This is a genomic window from Bradyrhizobium sp. JR4.1, assembly GCF_040548605.1.
GTDB classification, from domain to species: domain Bacteria; phylum Pseudomonadota; class Alphaproteobacteria; order Rhizobiales; family Xanthobacteraceae; genus Bradyrhizobium; species Bradyrhizobium canariense.
The window spans coordinates 632496-647102 of sequence record NZ_JBEPRY010000002.1 but is presented as its reverse complement, the minus strand read 5'-3'; the positions used below and the strand labels follow the sequence as shown (position 1 = coordinate 647102).

The following is a 14607-nucleotide window of genomic DNA, read 5'->3' as shown; positions in this document are numbered from 1 at the left end:
GGAGGGCCAAGGTGGACAGGTCAGTGATCATGTCGAGATCACGCTTGGGACCCAAGCTGGGGCTGGCGCTAACGGGCGCAACGCTGGCGATTCTGGCGCTCCTGCTGCCAAGCCGCGCCGAGGCGCAGTTCGGCTTCCGCGGCGGCCCGCTCGGTGTCGCGCGCTTTGCCGTCGGCCACATGATCGGCATGTCGCGCTTGCGCCATGCCCGCATGGCGGTGCGGGGCAGCCGATACCGGTCCGCAGCGTTGCGGTCGCAAGATCCGCGCGGCTCAGAGCGCGGCCAGCCTGCGAATCCTTACGTCCTCCGTGCCGCAATGACGGCGCAAGCTGCGCTGGCGGGCTGGCGCGGCGGCCGCCGTCCGCAGGGCTGGTGGCGCCATCCCGACGGCAGCTACGGCTGGGTCGGCCCGGTGTTCTGGCCGTTCGCGCATGACGACCTCACCACCGCAATCATCCTCGGCGATGCGACCAGCCTCTCGCTCTATGGCTATGGCGACATCTATGCTGCGATCTTCGCGCCCTATGCGGCCACGGAGCTTGCCGCCTACACCGCGCCGCACGGCCGCCGCGGACGGCGAGTCCCGACCGCGGAGACGGTCTGCGATGCCAGCGACACCGGCGGCCGGCCGGTCGATCGCATCGCCGCTGCCGTGCAGCCGAATGAATTGCAGCGCACAGCGCTCGACGAGCTCGCCACCGCCTGGGCATCCGCGCGCGACACCATCCGCGCCGCCTGTCCGACGCAAGTGCCTGCGACGGCCATGGAGCGCCTCGGCCTGATGCGCGAGCGAATCGAGGCCATGATCAAGGCAACGGATGCCGTCGCGCCATCCCTCGCCAAGTTCGTCGATCTCCTCGACGACGACCAAAAGGCCAAGCTCGACAGCCTAGCCAACGAACGTCGCGCCGCGCTGGCAGCGATCCAGCAAAAGAATCCGCAGGCGGCATCGGCCTGCCAGGCGGACAGCGATCCCCGCTACGACGAGAAGCTGCAGCGCCAATACGAGCAGCTCATGCAGCAGCAATGGCCCGCGGCCGAGATCGCCTCCACGCTCAAGCTCGACGACACCGCCCGCGCCCGCCTCGACGTGCTCCAGGACACCACGCTGCGCACCATGGAAACGCTCAGCGCCTGTCCGTCACAGGCCGGACCGACACCACAGGCCCGCCTCACCGCCGCGAAGGCGCGGCTGGAGACGATGCTGCAGGCCGTGAACGGCGTCAGTGACGCGCTCGATGATTTCGAGGCGGACCTGAGCGACGAGCAGAAAGCCGGGTTCGAGGCGATGGGGCCGAAGCGCGGGGCGTGATCACCCGCACCGCTTCCAGCCAATTCCGTGCCCGCGTAAGCCATTGATCTTGCAGGCCCCGGCTACTGTGCATGGGGTTGTTTTCGCAGTTTTTTGTTTTGGCTACCCGCGCCGCCTTGCCGCGGCGGCGTCAATTACGTTCTCCACCTCCTCGCGCCACGACAGGATCTCCATCGCGAGCACGGGGTGGTTGAAACCCTTGAGCACGAGATCGTCGAGGGCGCGGGCTTCGACCCAGGGCTCGACCATGCCGTAGACGCGGCGGCTGACGACGACCTGGCCGGCCTTGGCTTCGTCGCAGAGGCGGGAGGAGAGATTGGTGACGCTCCCGATCGCGGCATATTCGAGCCGCTGCTCGAAGCCGATCTGGCCGAGCGTGGCATAGCCCATGGCGACGCCGACACCGAAGCCGAGCGAGTGGCCGCGGTTCTTCCATTTCTCGGTCAGGGCGCCGATCGTATCGCGCATCTCGACCGCCATCTTCACCGCGCGCTTGGTGTGGTCGGCGAACTGGATGGGCGCATTGAACAGGATCATCACGCCGTCGCCGGCAAAGCGGTCGAGCGTGCCTTCATAGCGGTGGATCAGCTCGCCAAGCGCGGCGTGATATTCGCGCAGCACGTTCATCGCCTCTTCGGGCTCGGTCGCCTCCGTGAACGAGGTGAAGCCGCGCAGATCGCAGAACACGACGGTGACCTCGCGGCGGTGGCTGTCGAGGAGCGCGTCGTGGCCGTCCGACGAGGCGATCAGCTGCGCCACTTGCGGCGCGAGGAAACGTTCGAGCCGCTTGATGCGGCCGATCTCGCCGAGTTGTTTCTCGACCCGCTCTTCCAGCGAGCGATTCCAGTTGCGCAGCTGCTCGGTCTGCTCCTGGAGCTTGGCGGCCTGCTGCTGCACGGTTTCGTGCGCAGCCGCGAGCTCGCGGCCCTTGTGGTCGACCTCGGTGAACAGCCGCGCATTGCGCATCGCCAGCACGGCCTGGTTGGCGAAGGTGCGCATCAGGCCGATGATGCTTGGGGCGAACTCGCCGCTGGCTCGGCGCAGCACCACCAGCGAGCCGAGCGTGCCCTGCTGGTCGACTAGCGGCACCACCAGCACCGAATGGAAGCCGGCTTCGATCGCGACGTCGCGCAGCGGTTGCTCGGAGGCCTGGTCGAGATCGGCAATCGCGATCGGTTCGCCGCTGCCGGCCGCATCGCTCAGGATATCCTGGCCCTCATCAATCGTGACATGGGCGCCGTCGGCGGATTTGTCGATGCCGTTGGCCTCGACCAGATTGAAGCGGCGCACCTGCGCGTCATAGCCGTAGATCAGCACGGCGTCGGCATGGGTGATCTCGATGGCGCGCGCGGCGATCGTCGGCAGCACGGCGTTGAGATCGAGCGAGGCGGCGACCGCGCGGCCGACCTCTTCCAGCACCTTGAGCTCGTTGATCGACTGCGCGAGATCGCGGGTGCGCTCCTCGACCTTGGTCTCCAGATCCGAATAGGTTTCCTGGATCTGGCTGGCCATGCGGTTGAACTGGCCAGCGAGATCTTCCAGCTCGTCCGCGGTGTGCACCTCGATGCGATGGCTGAAATCACCCTCGCCGAGCTTGTGCGCGCCGTCACGCAGCGCCGTGATCGGAATGATCATGCGGCGCGCCAGAAGCGTGCCGGCGAGGATCGCGACCAGCAGGCCCATGCCGATCAGCAGCGCAATGCGCACCAGCTGGTCGCGGATCGGCATCAAGGCTTGCGTGGTCGGCTGCTCGAACATCACGCTCCAGCCGAGCTTCGGCACGGTGCTCGCGGCGCTCATCACCGCATGGCCGTTGAAGTCGGTGCCCGAATTGTCGGGCGCGTGGCCGGGCGCAACCGCGGCCGCAACTTGCGGCAGCTTCGAGAGGTCCTTGCCGATTTCGGGCCCTTTCGAGGACGTCGCCAGCACGCGGCCGCGCGGATCGACCACATAGGCGAACGCCGCCTTGCCGACCTGAGCGTCGGAGAGGTACTCGGAGAGAAAGCTGAGATCGAGCTCGGCCACGGTGACGCCGGCGTTGAAACCGGAATGCGCCACCGAGATCGACATGAACGGTGTCCGGTCGGAGAACCAGGCCGGTGCGTAGCTGACGCCGCGGGCGACGGTGTCGGTGAAGCGCATGTCGCGGGAGAGGTCGGCATTGCTGCCGGTCGTGGTCGACTGGCGCGAGACGCGGAGCACCTCGCGGCCGTCGCCGTTGAGCTGGAACAGCTGAGTGACGACCGAGACCTGGTGCAGCAGCTGGGCATAGTCGGCGCGGCGCTTCTCGAGCGTGTCCTGGCTCGCCCGGGTCACCCAGCTGATCTGGCGCTCGAGCTCGGAGATCGACTGCTCGATCCGCCGGGCGGCTGCCTGCGCCTTGTCCTCGAGACCGTCGGTCAGCTGTGTCTTGGTGGCGCGGTAGGAGATCCAGCTCTCCATCGCGCCGTTGACGGCGAGCACGAACACGACGAGGCCGACAAGAGAGACGACGTATTTGGCGAACAGACCCTCGCGCAGAAACCGTGTCTTGTCGTTCGCTCCTGCCATCCCGATCCTCTCGCGCCGCCATCGGCGCCGGCGCTACGGGCCGCACGGACCCTGCGAGCCTTCTAGCACAATTTGGTCCAGGGGACTGTGAAGGGACTGGTCAAGGGCCGGCCGAGCAGCCGGCGTGGTTACCCGTCTTGGTTATCCGCCTTGGACGCTGGGCAGGCGCAAGCATGGTGAATTGTCGCAGTCTCGTCCGTTTGGAGGAAGCCGCCGCCGGGCAAGCCGATGTAAGGGGATGGGCTTGGCAAGGGAGGGCTGGGAGTCCAGCGCTTTGGTCCTGCAATCATCGATTAAAGAGCTGTCGCAGCACGTCGTTCATCGGCTGGCTGTCCTGCTGCACCGCCGGCGGGTCCTCCAGGGCGGGGGACGCCGGCGAGGCTTGCGGCGTCAATGGGGATGGCGCCGCAGGCAGGCTGCGGCTGCGGCCGGTGGCAGTGCCGGTGCCAGTCCCAGTCGCCGTGCCGTTTCCCGCGCCACCGGAAAGCCCCTGCTGGATCAGATTGCCGATCGCCTCGCCCAAGGGGCCGCCGAGCGGGTTGTTCTGTCCGGGCTGCTGGGTTTGCGGATTGGCATTGCCGGTCAAATTGCCGCCACCCGGCGCGGTGGCTCCCCCGAGGCCAAGGCTGCCCAAAATATTGCCGAGTCCGGCCCCATCAGCGCCGAACAGCCCCTTGCCCATCTCGCGCAGCTTGGCATAGGCGGCATCCGGATTGTCCAGCATGCCGGCCATGTCAGGATAGATCCGTGGCTGCGACCAGGTGCCCTGGATCATCACGGGAATGCCGAAGCCGACCGGCTCGGCGGCGCGACCCTGGCCTTCGGTCGTCATCACCAGCTTCGGCTCGACGCGGAAGCCCATCATCTTGGTGTCGAGTGCGATCGTGCCGGCGCCGGTCACGCGGACCAGCGGTCCGGTCAGATTAAGGTCGGTCGTCACGGCCTGGCCCTTGTCGATGCGGAACGACGCCGACAGCTGCGACAGATCCGTGCTCTGGTCCCGACTGTTGTCTCGGCTGTCCTGCCAGCCCGACAACGTGCCCGATGTCAGCGAGCGGATCATCTGTGCGACGTTGATGCCGCGAATGGCGCCGTCCTGGAAATTGACGAAGGCCGTGCCCTGCATGTTCGCCATCAGTGCGCGCTGGCTGGTGCCGGCGCTGCGCAGCGCGAGCTTGGCCTGCAGCTTGCCGTCGATCCGGTCGAATTCGGCGAGGCCCTGCAGCAGCGGGAGCGCCTGCACGCCGGCGAGGTCGGAATGCATGGCAAAGCTCGGCGCGCCGCTGGTCGCATCCAGGATCAATTCGCCCGAAACCTGGCCGCCATAGGCGCCGAGATTGGCGGTGCCGGCCTTCAGCACGCCGCCGGCGAGTTTTGCATCGACCGCCAGCGGCGCGAGGCGCGCATCGCCGATCACCGCTTCATGCGCGGAGATCCTGATTTGCGCATCGACATAGCTGAGCCCGGACACGTCGATCGGCGCATCGCTCCAGGGCTGCCCGGACGCGCCTTCCGGCGATTTCGCCAGCGGGATCGCGAGCCGCTGGAAGTCGAGATCGACCTTGACCAGAGGCTTGCTCGCGATATCGACCGAGGCCCAGCCGTTGAACGCGCCATCGCCGAGCGTGCCGCTCACCCCGTTGATCATCACGACATCGCCGCTCAGCCGCATCTCGGCATGACCCGCGAGCCGGGACTTCAGCACGTCCGGCATGTCGATGGCGAAATCCACCGGAATGGTCGGCCGGTCGGCCGGCGGCGCCGGCGTGGTCGCCTTGATGTCGAACTTGGCCGGATGCTCGCCGACCCGCGCGGTGCCGGTGATGTTGATCTTGCGGTCGCGGCCGACGATCGCATCGGCATTGATTGCGCTGATGCGGCTCTCGACGCGATCGCGCACGCGCGCGAATGCGATCTCGCCATCGGTGACCTTGATGCGGTCGATGGCGGCGCCGTCGGTATCGAGCGCGACCGGCTTCGACGTGCCGCCGGCATTCGGCAGGCGCTCACGCAGCAGCGGCTGGTAGAGCACGGGATGCGTGACGACGAGCTCGTTGATCTTCGGGCGGCCCGACCAGACGCTCGAGAGCGACATGTCGGCCTGCACGCTGTCGATGGTCAGGCGCGTGATGCCGCTGCGGTCCTTGGGGTCGGCAAGCGTGAGGTCGTTCAGCGTCACGTTCAGCGTCGGCCACAGGCTGATTCTGGTCGTGCCGTCGATCGACAGGCGATAGCCGGTCGCGCTCTCGACCCGCGCGGCAATCGTCGACGTCAGGAAGCCCGAGGGGATCCCGACCACCAGCAGGAGTGCGATCACGATGACGATTGCGGCCACCGCCGCACCGGCGAATTTCACTGCTCTCATGTCGACTTTCCAGCGGCGGACGATCGGAGTCGAATCCGGCAGATGACCGTCATTTGCAGCCGTCCTTTGCGCCTGAGTTTATCCCGGGACGGGAAGCGGCTCCAAGCACGGAAAAATAGTCTGGGGGTGCTGCAAAGTTATGTGACTTATGGCACACTTCCCCGGCGCGGTTTTACGCGATCCTGATGTTGATGGTTCCAAGCGATTTGCCAACGAAATTCACAAGGACATTGAAATGAGCAAGCAGGCCGAATTTGCGGTCATCCTCAAGATGAATGCGATGTTCGCCGATCTCGGCGCAGACGAGCTCCAGCGGCTGGCGAATCTCTGCCACACCCAGCATCTGGGGAACGGCGAGGTGCTGTTCCAGAAGGGCGACGCGGGCGATGCGCTGTTCGGCGTGCGCCGAGGCCAGGTCCGTATCGAGACCGGCGCCTCCGACGGCAGCCGCCTGACGCTGAACTTCATGGGGCCGGGCGACCTGTTCGGAGAGGTTGCGGTGCTGGACGGCCAGAGCCGCACTGCGGACGCCACCGCGGGCGAAGCCAGCGAGTTGTTCGTGCTGCGGCGCGAAGACTTTCTGGCTTTCCTCGAACGCGAGCCGAAAGTCGGGATCAAGATCATCGCGCTGCTGTGCCAGCGCATCCGCTGGCAGAGCGAGCGCATGGAAGAGTCCATGCTCCAGCCGCTGCCGGTTCGCCTCGCGCGGCGCCTCTGCGCGCTCGCCGCCGATTTCGGCTCGGAGGTGCACATCTCGCAGGAGCAACTCGGCGTCTTCGTCGGCGCCGCCCGCGAGAGCGTCAACCGCCAGCTTCAGGCATGGCGCAAGGAAGCGATCCTCGATCTCCAGCGCGGCCGCATCCTGCTGCGGAACATGACCAAGCTGACGGCGATCGCGCGGAACGAGTAGGGGCGTCAGGTCCGTGCCTCACGGCCATGCCAGATTCTCGTAATGAGAATATCGCCTGTCTCGGGAGCAATGACATATCGCACGATGTAAGCTGACGAGCCGAAGCGGACGATGATTTGGCGGATGACGGCATCCTCAGTCGGTTTGCCCAGCGGCGGCAATTCCGGCAGCCGATCGATTGCCTTCCAGATCGAGGCCAAGGCGCGTTTCGCGGCGCCAGGATTAACAGTATCGAGGAAAGTTCGCAGCCGCTCGATGTCTTCGACCGCGGCTGGCGAAAGGTGGATCATTTCACCTTGCGCGGCTGGGGACTGGGCAGCTCGTCTGCCGAATCCCAGCTTGCCACCCACGCTTTAACGTCGTCGAGTGGGACAGCCAGGCCGGTGCGCTTGAAGTCGTCGTAACGACTGCGGTCCTCTGCGAGATCTGGACTAGAAACGTCGATCACTGAATCGAGCAATGCGACGGCCTCTGCGAGAACCGTTGCGATGTCCTTTCCCCGCTCGGACGCGATCTCCCGGAGACGGGCATCAGTGTCGGCGTCGATCTCAAGCGTTCGGCTTATGAGGTTCATTCCCGAAAGATAGCACTTCACTTACCGATGTCGAGCCCGAGATCTGGGGCCAATAGCTACTCCGCCGCAGGGTGCACGATGTTCTTCGGCCCCGGCATGGCGTCGGCCGGCGCCGCTCCGTGATGACCGGCGCCCTCCGCATCTTCGCTGTGCACGACCAGCCGCTTGGCGAAGCGCCAGATCAGGGCGCCGAGATCGTCCATCACCATGAACATCGCGGGCACGAACACCAGTGACAGGATGGTCGAGAAGATCAGGCCGCCGATCACCGCGAGCGCCATCGGCGAGCGGAATTCGCCGCCCGCGCCGACCGCGAGCGCGCTTGGCATCATGCCCGCGGCCATCGCGATCGTGGTCATCACGATCGGGCGTGCGCGTTTCATGCCTGCGTCGATCATGGCTTCTTCGCGCGGTGTGCCGGCGTGAATGGACTCGATGGCGAATTCCACCAGCATGATCGCGTTCTTGGTGACGATGCCCATCAGCATCAGAATGCCGATCCACACCGGCGTCGTGAGCTGCTTGCCGGTGATCAGCAGGGCCGCGATCGCGCCGCCGATCGAGAGCGGCAGCGAGAACAGAATGGTGATCGGCTGCAGGAAGGTGCCGAACAGCAGCACCAGCACGGCGTAGACCATCATCAGGCCCGCCGTGATCGCGGTGGCAAAGCCTTCGGACAGTTCGTTCAGGCTTTCGGCGTCGCCTGAGGGGGAGACCTTCACGCCCTTCGGCCGGCTCTTCATGACCGGAAGGTCATAGATCTTCTTGGTGGCGTCGCCGAGCGCCGCGGAGCCGACGAGATCGGCCGCGACGGTCGCCTGTCGCTCGCGATCGTAACGGTTGATGCTGGTCGGGCCCTGGTCGAGCTTGACGTCAGCAATGACGGAGAGCGGCACGCCGCCCTTCTCGCCGTGCTCGCCGAGCGGGACGCGCAACTGTTCGAGCGTCTTCAGATTGCCGCGCGCGGCATCCTCGAGCTGCACGCGGATCGGCACCAGACGGTCGCCAACGTCGAACTTGGCGAGTGCGGGGCCGACGTCGCCGATGGTGGCGACGCGGATGGTCTGCGACAGGCTTTCGGTCGACACGCCGAGCCGTGCGGCGAGATCGGCGCGCGGTTCGACGCGCAGCTCGGGCCGCTCCAGCGTGGTTTCCGAGATCACGTTGGAGATGGTGGGAATCCGCTTCATCTGCGTCGCGAGTTCGCTGGCGACGTTGTTGACGATGTTGGCGTCTGCGCCGGTCACGACCAGCGAGATGGCGCGCAGGCCGTTCTCGTCGAGGAACCAGAAGCGGATGTCCGGAATGTTCTCCAGTTCCTGGCTGATCGAGAATTCGAGCTCGCGCTGCGTGATATCGCGGCTGTCCTTGGGCGTGTAGTTGATGATCAAGGCGGCGCGCCGGACTTCCTGGGTCCCTGGTGGAACGCGGCCGCCATCGACGAAGATGCTCTTCACCTCAGGGCGCTTGCGCAGGCGCGCCACGATGTCTTCGGTGACTTTTTCGGTGTAAGCGAGCTGCGTGCCCGGCGGCAGCTCGAGGGCAACCAGCGAGCGCGAGCTGTCCTGCGCCGGCAGGAAACCCTGCGGCAGCAGCGTGATGCTCCAGATCGAGGCGGCGAAGACGCCGAAGCCGGCCAGCACCGTGATGAAATAGTGCTTCACCGACCAGCCCACGATCCTGTGATAGGAGCGCAGCACGCGGCCGGGCGGCGGCTCTTCGTGATTGCCATGTTTGAGGAAGTAGGCGGCGAGCACCGGCGTGACGAAGCGCGCCGCGAGCAGCGAGAAAAACACCTGCACCGAGACGGTGATGCCGAACTGCTTGAAGAACTGTCCGGCGATGCCCGACATGAAGCTCGCGGGTGCGAAGATCGCGATGATCGTCAGCGAGATCGCGATCACCGCGAGGCCGATCTCGTCGGCGGCTTCCAGGGCGGCACGATAGGGCGACTTGCCCATGTTCATGTGCCTGACGATGTTCTCGATCTCGACAATGGCGTCGTCGACCAGAATACCCGTCGACAACGTGATGGCGAGGAAGCTGACGAGGTTGAGCGAGAAGCCGAGCAGGTCCATCGCCCAGAATGCCGGGAAGATCGACAACGGCAGCGAGATCGCGGCGATGATGGTGGCGCGCAGGTCGCGCAGGAACAACAGCACGATGACGACGGCGAGGATGGCGCCCTCGAACAGGGTCGAGATCGCCGCGTGGTAATTGCCGTTGGTATATTCGACCGAGGTGTCGATCACCTTCAGGTCGACGTCGGGATAGGTGGCCTTGAGCGTGTCGATGCGCTTCTGCACGGCCTCGGCGACCTTCACGTCGCTGGCACCCTTGGAGCGTTTGATGCCGAGCGCGACGATGGGCTCGCCGTTGAAGCGGGCGAAGGTACGGCGGTCGGCGATGGTGTCGGTGACGGTGCCGAGATCGTCGAGCCGGACCTCGCCGCCGCCGAACAGCGGAATCATGGTGCCGGCGAGGTCGCTCAGCGTCTTGGCGCCGGCGAGGGTGCGGATCGCCTGGTCGTTCTTGCCGATCTCGGCGCGACCGCCGGCGACGTCGACATTGGTACCGCGCAGGCTCTGGCTGACATTGACGGCCGTCAACCCCATCGACTGCAGGCGGTCGGGATCGAGCGAGACCAGGATCTCGCGCTCGACACCGCCGATGCGCTCGACCTGGGCGACGCCGCGCACGCCCTGCAGCGCGCGCTTGACCACGTCGTCGACGAAATAGGAGAGCTGCTCCGGCGTCTTGCCGGGCGAGATCGCGGCGTAGGTGACGATCGGCAGGCCGATGACGTCGACGCGCTGGATCAGCGGCTCGGTGACGTTCTGCGGCAGGTTGGAGCGCACGCGCGTCACCGCGTCCTTGACGTCGTTGAGCGCGCGGTCGGTGTTGGTCTCCAGCGCGAACTGGATCGTCGTCACCGACAGGCCGTCGGTGATCTGCGAGGTGATGTGCCTGACGCCTTCGACACCGGAGACGGCGTCTTCAACCGTCTTGGTGACCTGGGATTCGAGCTCGGCGGGTGCCGCGCCGAATTGCGATACCGCGACCGAAATCACGGGAATGTCGGCCGAGGGTAGCCGCGTCACTGCGAGCTTGGTGAAGGACACCCAGCCGAGGATCAGGAGGATGATGGAAAAAACCACCGACGGCAGCGGATTGCGGATCGACCATGCCGAGATATTGAGAGCCATCAGCGTACCCGCGTGCGATCGAGTTCATCGGCGAACATGGTCTTGATCTGGTCGCCGTCATGCAGCGAAGAGCCGGCGTCGGCGACGACGATCTCGCCGACGTTGAGGCCTTCCAGGATTTCCGTCGCGCTGTCCGATGACAGCCCGACCCGTACCTTGCGCGTCTCGACAATGTTGCTCTTGACGACCTGCACGGTGAGATGGTCGATCGCGGTCTTGGGAACCGCGACGCCGCAGCTTCGCTTGGCGTCGATCGAGGCGCGGGCGAACACGCCGACTTTCAGCGAGGGATTGTTGGTGACGCTGATGCGCACGCGGCCGAGCTGGGTGGCGCGATCGATTTCGGGCGCGACCAGCCTGACCCGCCCGATCAAATCGGGCGCGTCGTCGCGGCTGATGCGCACGGTCGCGCCGGAGCTGAGCTTGGCCATGTGCACCGCCGGGACCTGCGCGTCCAGCTCGATCTCGTTGTTGACGGCGATACGGAACATCGGGCCGGCCTGTGGCGAGGCCGGTGCGCCGACGATGGTGCGGACCTCGGTGACGAGGCCCGGCGCAGGGGCTTTCAGCGAGACCGGTCCTTGCGGGCCGGGCCGCTGCGGCTGGCCTGGGATCTGGGGCGGTGCGGTCAGGCGCGCCAGCTCCTGATTGTCGGTGACGAGGGTGCCCTCGGTGACGAAGAGGTCGGTGACCCTGGATCCCTCCTGGTCGGCGACGACCACGGCTTCGCGGCGCGGCACGAAGAAGCCGGTCACCCGGACCAGGTCGGAGAAGCAGGCATTGGTCGACTTGGTCACGATGACCAGCGCCTCGCTCGGCGTTTCCTTGGGCTCGGCGCGGTGCCGATGCTCGAACAGATAATAGCCGACGCCGAGCACGACGACGAAGACCACCGTTCCGGCCGGCTTGAGATATTCGGAGAGGTTCATTGCCGGATCGTCCTGGCCTGGCTCATGGCCGTCCGCGCGCGGCCCTTGGTGAGCGTTTCCCTGAAATAAAGCAGCGTCCCGCGAGCCTGCGGGACGCGTGCTGGAAGCGAGACTTTACACCACATCACGACTTGTCACTTCAAAGGATTACGTCGTGCTCACTTCGATGCGGTGGTCTTGTTTTCCATGTTGACGACCTGCACGCGACGGTTGACCTCCGCCATCGGCTGGGCCGGGTCCTTCAGCTTGCTCTTGCCGTAGCCGACGGTCACGAGGTCGGTCGCGGAGATGCTGTATTTCTCGACCAAATAGCGCTTGATCGAATCCGCGCGGCGCTCCGACAGATCCTGATTATAGCTCTCGCCGCCGGCGGCGTCAGTGTGGCCGGCGACCACGAAGGTCGAGCCTTTCAGATCGGGGCTGGTCAGCGCGCGGCCGAGCGCCTGGACCGAGGCAAGTGATTTTGCGCTGATATTGGCCGAGTTGTAGTCGAACGTGATTTCCAGATCGATGTTCGGCTTGTCCTTGGCCGCCGACGCGATTTCTTCGCGCTCGGTCGACGACAGCGAGCGAGTCGAGCGGCCGCGCACGGACTGGATCAGCTTGGTCTCCGTCGCACTCGGTGCGGGATCGGCCTGCGGAGCGATCGAGAGACCGCGGGTCAGCGGCTTCTTCGGCGGTGGCGCCAGCGCGCGGACGATCTCGTCCTCGGTGACGTTCTTGCTGTTGCCGTCGTCGCCCGCGAATGCCAGCGGGATCGTCAGCGACAGTGCGGCGCCGACGGTGATGATGGAGAGGATTGCGGTAAGTCCCTTTGCAGCCAATCTCATAGCCAGTCCCTCCTGCGCAGCCAGATCGCGTGTTCCAAAATCCCTGCAATAAGCCCCCCGAAAGGACGGCCTGCGGCATCCGTTCGATTAGTCTTCGCCGGGCCGCCGCGGGTTCGAGGCACATCGGCCCCGATTCAAAAAAATATCAACGCACTCCGTAGCTTGCGAATTCCTGAACAATGTTCGGGTCCATCGCCTTGGCATTGGCGATGTCGAGTGCACCCTCTTGAGCCGAGCCGTTGCGCTGCTTGGCGATCCCGCGTCCGAACAGCGAGGAGGTCAGGCGCGGATTGATCCTCAGGGCTGCCTCGAAATCGGCGATGGCGTTCTTGACCGCCCCCGATTTCAGATTGACGAGCCCCCGGCTGTCCAGCGCGTCGACGAAGTTCGGTCGCAGCCGCAGGGCCTCGTTGCAATCCTTCAGCGCGCCCTGGAGGTCGCCAACCACGGTGCGGGTCCAGCAGCGGTTGTTCAGAGCCTCGACGTCCTTCGGGTTGATCCGGAGCGTCTCGTCAAAATCCTTGATGGCCAGGCTGTAGGCGCCCTTGCTGGCATAGACCTGACCGCGCCGGTAAAGCGCGTTCACGTCATCCGGATTGGCCGCGATCTTGGCGGTCAGCCCCTTGATGGTGGGGTCCTCGGCCAGGACTGCCGCACTCGGCCCGCTCTCCATGCTCGGAGCGGTGACGGGATCGGCCGGAATCACGGGCGGAGGCGGCGGCGGTGCCGGCGGCAAGGCGGCCTCGACCTGCGGCTTCGGTGACGGAGCCGGTGCTGCCACTGTATCGGCCGGTTTCGGCGGCGGAGGCGGTGAAGGTGCGGGCGGGGCCGGCTGCGGGTTGTTGGCCACGACCGGCGGCGGCGCGGGAGGCGGGGGTGGCGGGGTCATTGTCGGGCGCGACCCGCCGGCCCCTGGAATGAACGAGAAATCCTCGGCCAGCGAAGAGGATATCCACGGCACCTGCTCGCCCCGGGAGGCGCGGGTGACGCCCATCTTGGTGCGGTTCAGCGTCTCCTCGGCCATCAGGTCGGGGACGCGGATTTCCTTGAGGAGTTCCTGGACGAACAGGCTGTGCTCGCCGCCGGCGTCCGAGACCACCGAGGCCAGCGCCGCCGAATACATCACCAGCGTGCCGTTCGGCGCGATGACGGGGGTGAGGCCGGCCGAGAAGCTGCGGAACCGGCGCTCGAACGGGTTGCGCCTGGAGGCGTCGACCAGCGCGATCTTGACGCCGGCGCCGCGGGTGTTGAGCTCGCCGAGCACGGTTTCGAGGCTGATGCCGTCGCGGCGCACATCGGATTCGGTCCAGATCTGCGCATCGATCGGCAGCAAATAGCTCTGCCGCGCGGACTGGATGCCGAAGCCGCTGAAGAACACCAGTGCCACAGACCCCGGCTTGATCTTGCCGTAGAGCTTGTCGAAGGCGCGGCGCATGCCGTCGCCGGTCAGGTTCTCACCGATCTCGACGGAAAAGCCGTCGCGCTTGAGCTCGTCTGCGACGTCGCGCGCGTCGTTGAGCGGTTCCTTCAGGGGAGCGTCCGCGTCCGGATATTTGGCATTGCCGATGACCAGCGCAAAGCGATCGCCGGCCGCAAGTGACGGAGCGGTCGGGACGAGCGACACGAGCAAGGACAGAACGAAAAGCAGGCGAATTTTCATAATTAGCGCGATCCAGCCAAAAAGGCGCCGTTTCCAGCTTGCGCCGCGGCGACCTTAACTTACGCAATGTGCATTATCAAACCGGGGAAGGGGGGCGTCAACCGCTTGCGGATTCGGCGTTATCGCGACAATTGACCGCGACGCATGGGCATGTTGCGGGGGGAATAAACGGGCGGTCACGATTGCACGCGATGCATTCTGGTTGTCATTGCGGCTGCACGTTAGGGCAGCCGTGGCTACAACAATGTGATTGGTCTCACATTGCGGACG

General features: G+C 65.7%; 10 protein-coding genes. 2 read left to right on the top strand and 8 right to left on the bottom strand.

Annotated features, from left to right (window positions below; genetic code table 11):
* Positions 1-29 precede the first annotated feature (29 nt).
* On the top strand, positions 30-1313 hold the full coding sequence (locus ABIB90_RS08260; protein ID WP_354200627.1) for a Spy/CpxP family protein refolding chaperone: 1284 nt from the start codon (positions 30-32) through the stop codon (positions 1311-1313).
* 102 nt (positions 1314-1415) lie between these two features.
* Here the strand turns inward: ABIB90_RS08260 and ABIB90_RS08255 are convergent, their stop codons facing one another.
* Together ABIB90_RS08255 and ABIB90_RS08250 are read right to left on the bottom strand one after the other, a co-directional pair.
* Complete coding sequence (locus ABIB90_RS08255; RefSeq protein WP_354200626.1) at positions 1416-3863, bottom strand: adenylate/guanylate cyclase domain-containing protein; 2448 nt, start codon at positions 3861-3863, stop codon at positions 1416-1418.
* Positions 3864-4149: 286 nt separating this feature from the next.
* Positions 4150-6228 (bottom strand): AsmA family protein, encoded by a 2079-nt coding sequence (locus tag ABIB90_RS08250; protein ID WP_354200625.1) that lies wholly within the window; start codon positions 6226-6228, stop codon positions 4150-4152.
* Positions 6229-6463: 235 nt separating this feature from the next.
* Between ABIB90_RS08250 and ABIB90_RS08245 the strand changes: the two genes are divergently transcribed.
* On the top strand, positions 6464-7138 hold the full coding sequence (locus ABIB90_RS08245; protein ID WP_007599026.1) for a Crp/Fnr family transcriptional regulator: 675 nt from the start codon (positions 6464-6466) through the stop codon (positions 7136-7138).
* A gap of 5 nt (positions 7139-7143) precedes the next feature.
* Here the strand turns inward: ABIB90_RS08245 and ABIB90_RS08240 are convergent, their stop codons facing one another.
* The 6 genes from ABIB90_RS08240 to ABIB90_RS08220 all read right to left on the bottom strand — a co-directional run bounded on the left by ABIB90_RS08240 (position 7144) and on the right by ABIB90_RS08220 (position 14337).
* A complete protein-coding gene (locus ABIB90_RS08240; RefSeq protein WP_354200624.1) occupies positions 7144-7488 on the bottom strand; it encodes a type II toxin-antitoxin system RelE/ParE family toxin in 345 nt (114 codons plus the stop codon).
* Complete coding sequence (locus ABIB90_RS41615; protein WP_219683390.1) at positions 7425-7712, bottom strand: hypothetical protein; 288 nt, start codon at positions 7710-7712, stop codon at positions 7425-7427. Before ABIB90_RS41615 ends, ABIB90_RS08240 begins: the two co-directional genes overlap by 64 nt.
* A 56-nt stretch (positions 7713-7768) precedes the next feature.
* Positions 7769-10918, bottom strand: coding sequence for an efflux RND transporter permease subunit (locus ABIB90_RS08235; RefSeq protein ID WP_219683364.1), 3150 nt, complete (start codon positions 10916-10918; stop codon positions 7769-7771).
* Positions 10918-11847 carry an efflux RND transporter periplasmic adaptor subunit gene (locus tag ABIB90_RS08230; RefSeq protein ID WP_007599035.1) on the bottom strand — a complete coding sequence of 310 codons (930 nt, stop codon included), beginning with the start codon at positions 11845-11847 and terminating at the stop codon, positions 10918-10920. The genes ABIB90_RS08235 and ABIB90_RS08230 overlap by 1 nt, the downstream gene beginning before the upstream one ends.
* A gap of 158 nt (positions 11848-12005) precedes the next feature.
* Positions 12006-12677, bottom strand: a complete 672-nt coding sequence (locus tag ABIB90_RS08225; RefSeq protein ID WP_354200623.1) for an OmpA family protein — start codon at positions 12675-12677, stop codon at positions 12006-12008.
* Between the two features lie 145 nt (positions 12678-12822).
* Positions 12823-14337, bottom strand: coding sequence for a caspase family protein (locus tag ABIB90_RS08220; RefSeq protein WP_354200622.1), 1515 nt, complete (start codon positions 14335-14337; stop codon positions 12823-12825).
* Positions 14338-14607 lie beyond the last annotated feature (270 nt).

Coding starts and splice junctions, on each gene's coding strand:
- ABIB90_RS08260 (WP_354200627.1), top strand. CDS start 30: ATGTCGAGATCACGCTTGGGACCCAAGCTGGGGCTGGCGCTAACGGGC.
- ABIB90_RS08255 (WP_354200626.1), bottom strand. CDS start 3,863: ATGGCAGGAGCGAACGACAAGACACGGTTTCTGCGCGAGGGTCTGTTC.
- ABIB90_RS08250 (WP_354200625.1), bottom strand. CDS start 6,228: ATGAGAGCAGTGAAATTCGCCGGTGCGGCGGTGGCCGCAATCGTCATC.
- ABIB90_RS08245 (WP_007599026.1), top strand. CDS start 6,464: ATGAGCAAGCAGGCCGAATTTGCGGTCATCCTCAAGATGAATGCGATG.
- ABIB90_RS41615 (WP_219683390.1), bottom strand. CDS start 7,712: ATGAACCTCATAAGCCGAACGCTTGAGATCGACGCCGACACTGATGCC.
- ABIB90_RS08235 (WP_219683364.1), bottom strand. CDS start 10,918: ATGGCTCTCAATATCTCGGCATGGTCGATCCGCAATCCGCTGCCGTCG.
- ABIB90_RS08230 (WP_007599035.1), bottom strand. CDS start 11,847: ATGAACCTCTCCGAATATCTCAAGCCGGCCGGAACGGTGGTCTTCGTC.
- ABIB90_RS08225 (WP_354200623.1), bottom strand. CDS start 12,677: ATGAGATTGGCTGCAAAGGGACTTACCGCAATCCTCTCCATCATCACC.
- ABIB90_RS08220 (WP_354200622.1), bottom strand. CDS start 14,337: ATGAAAATTCGCCTGCTTTTCGTTCTGTCCTTGCTCGTGTCGCTCGTC.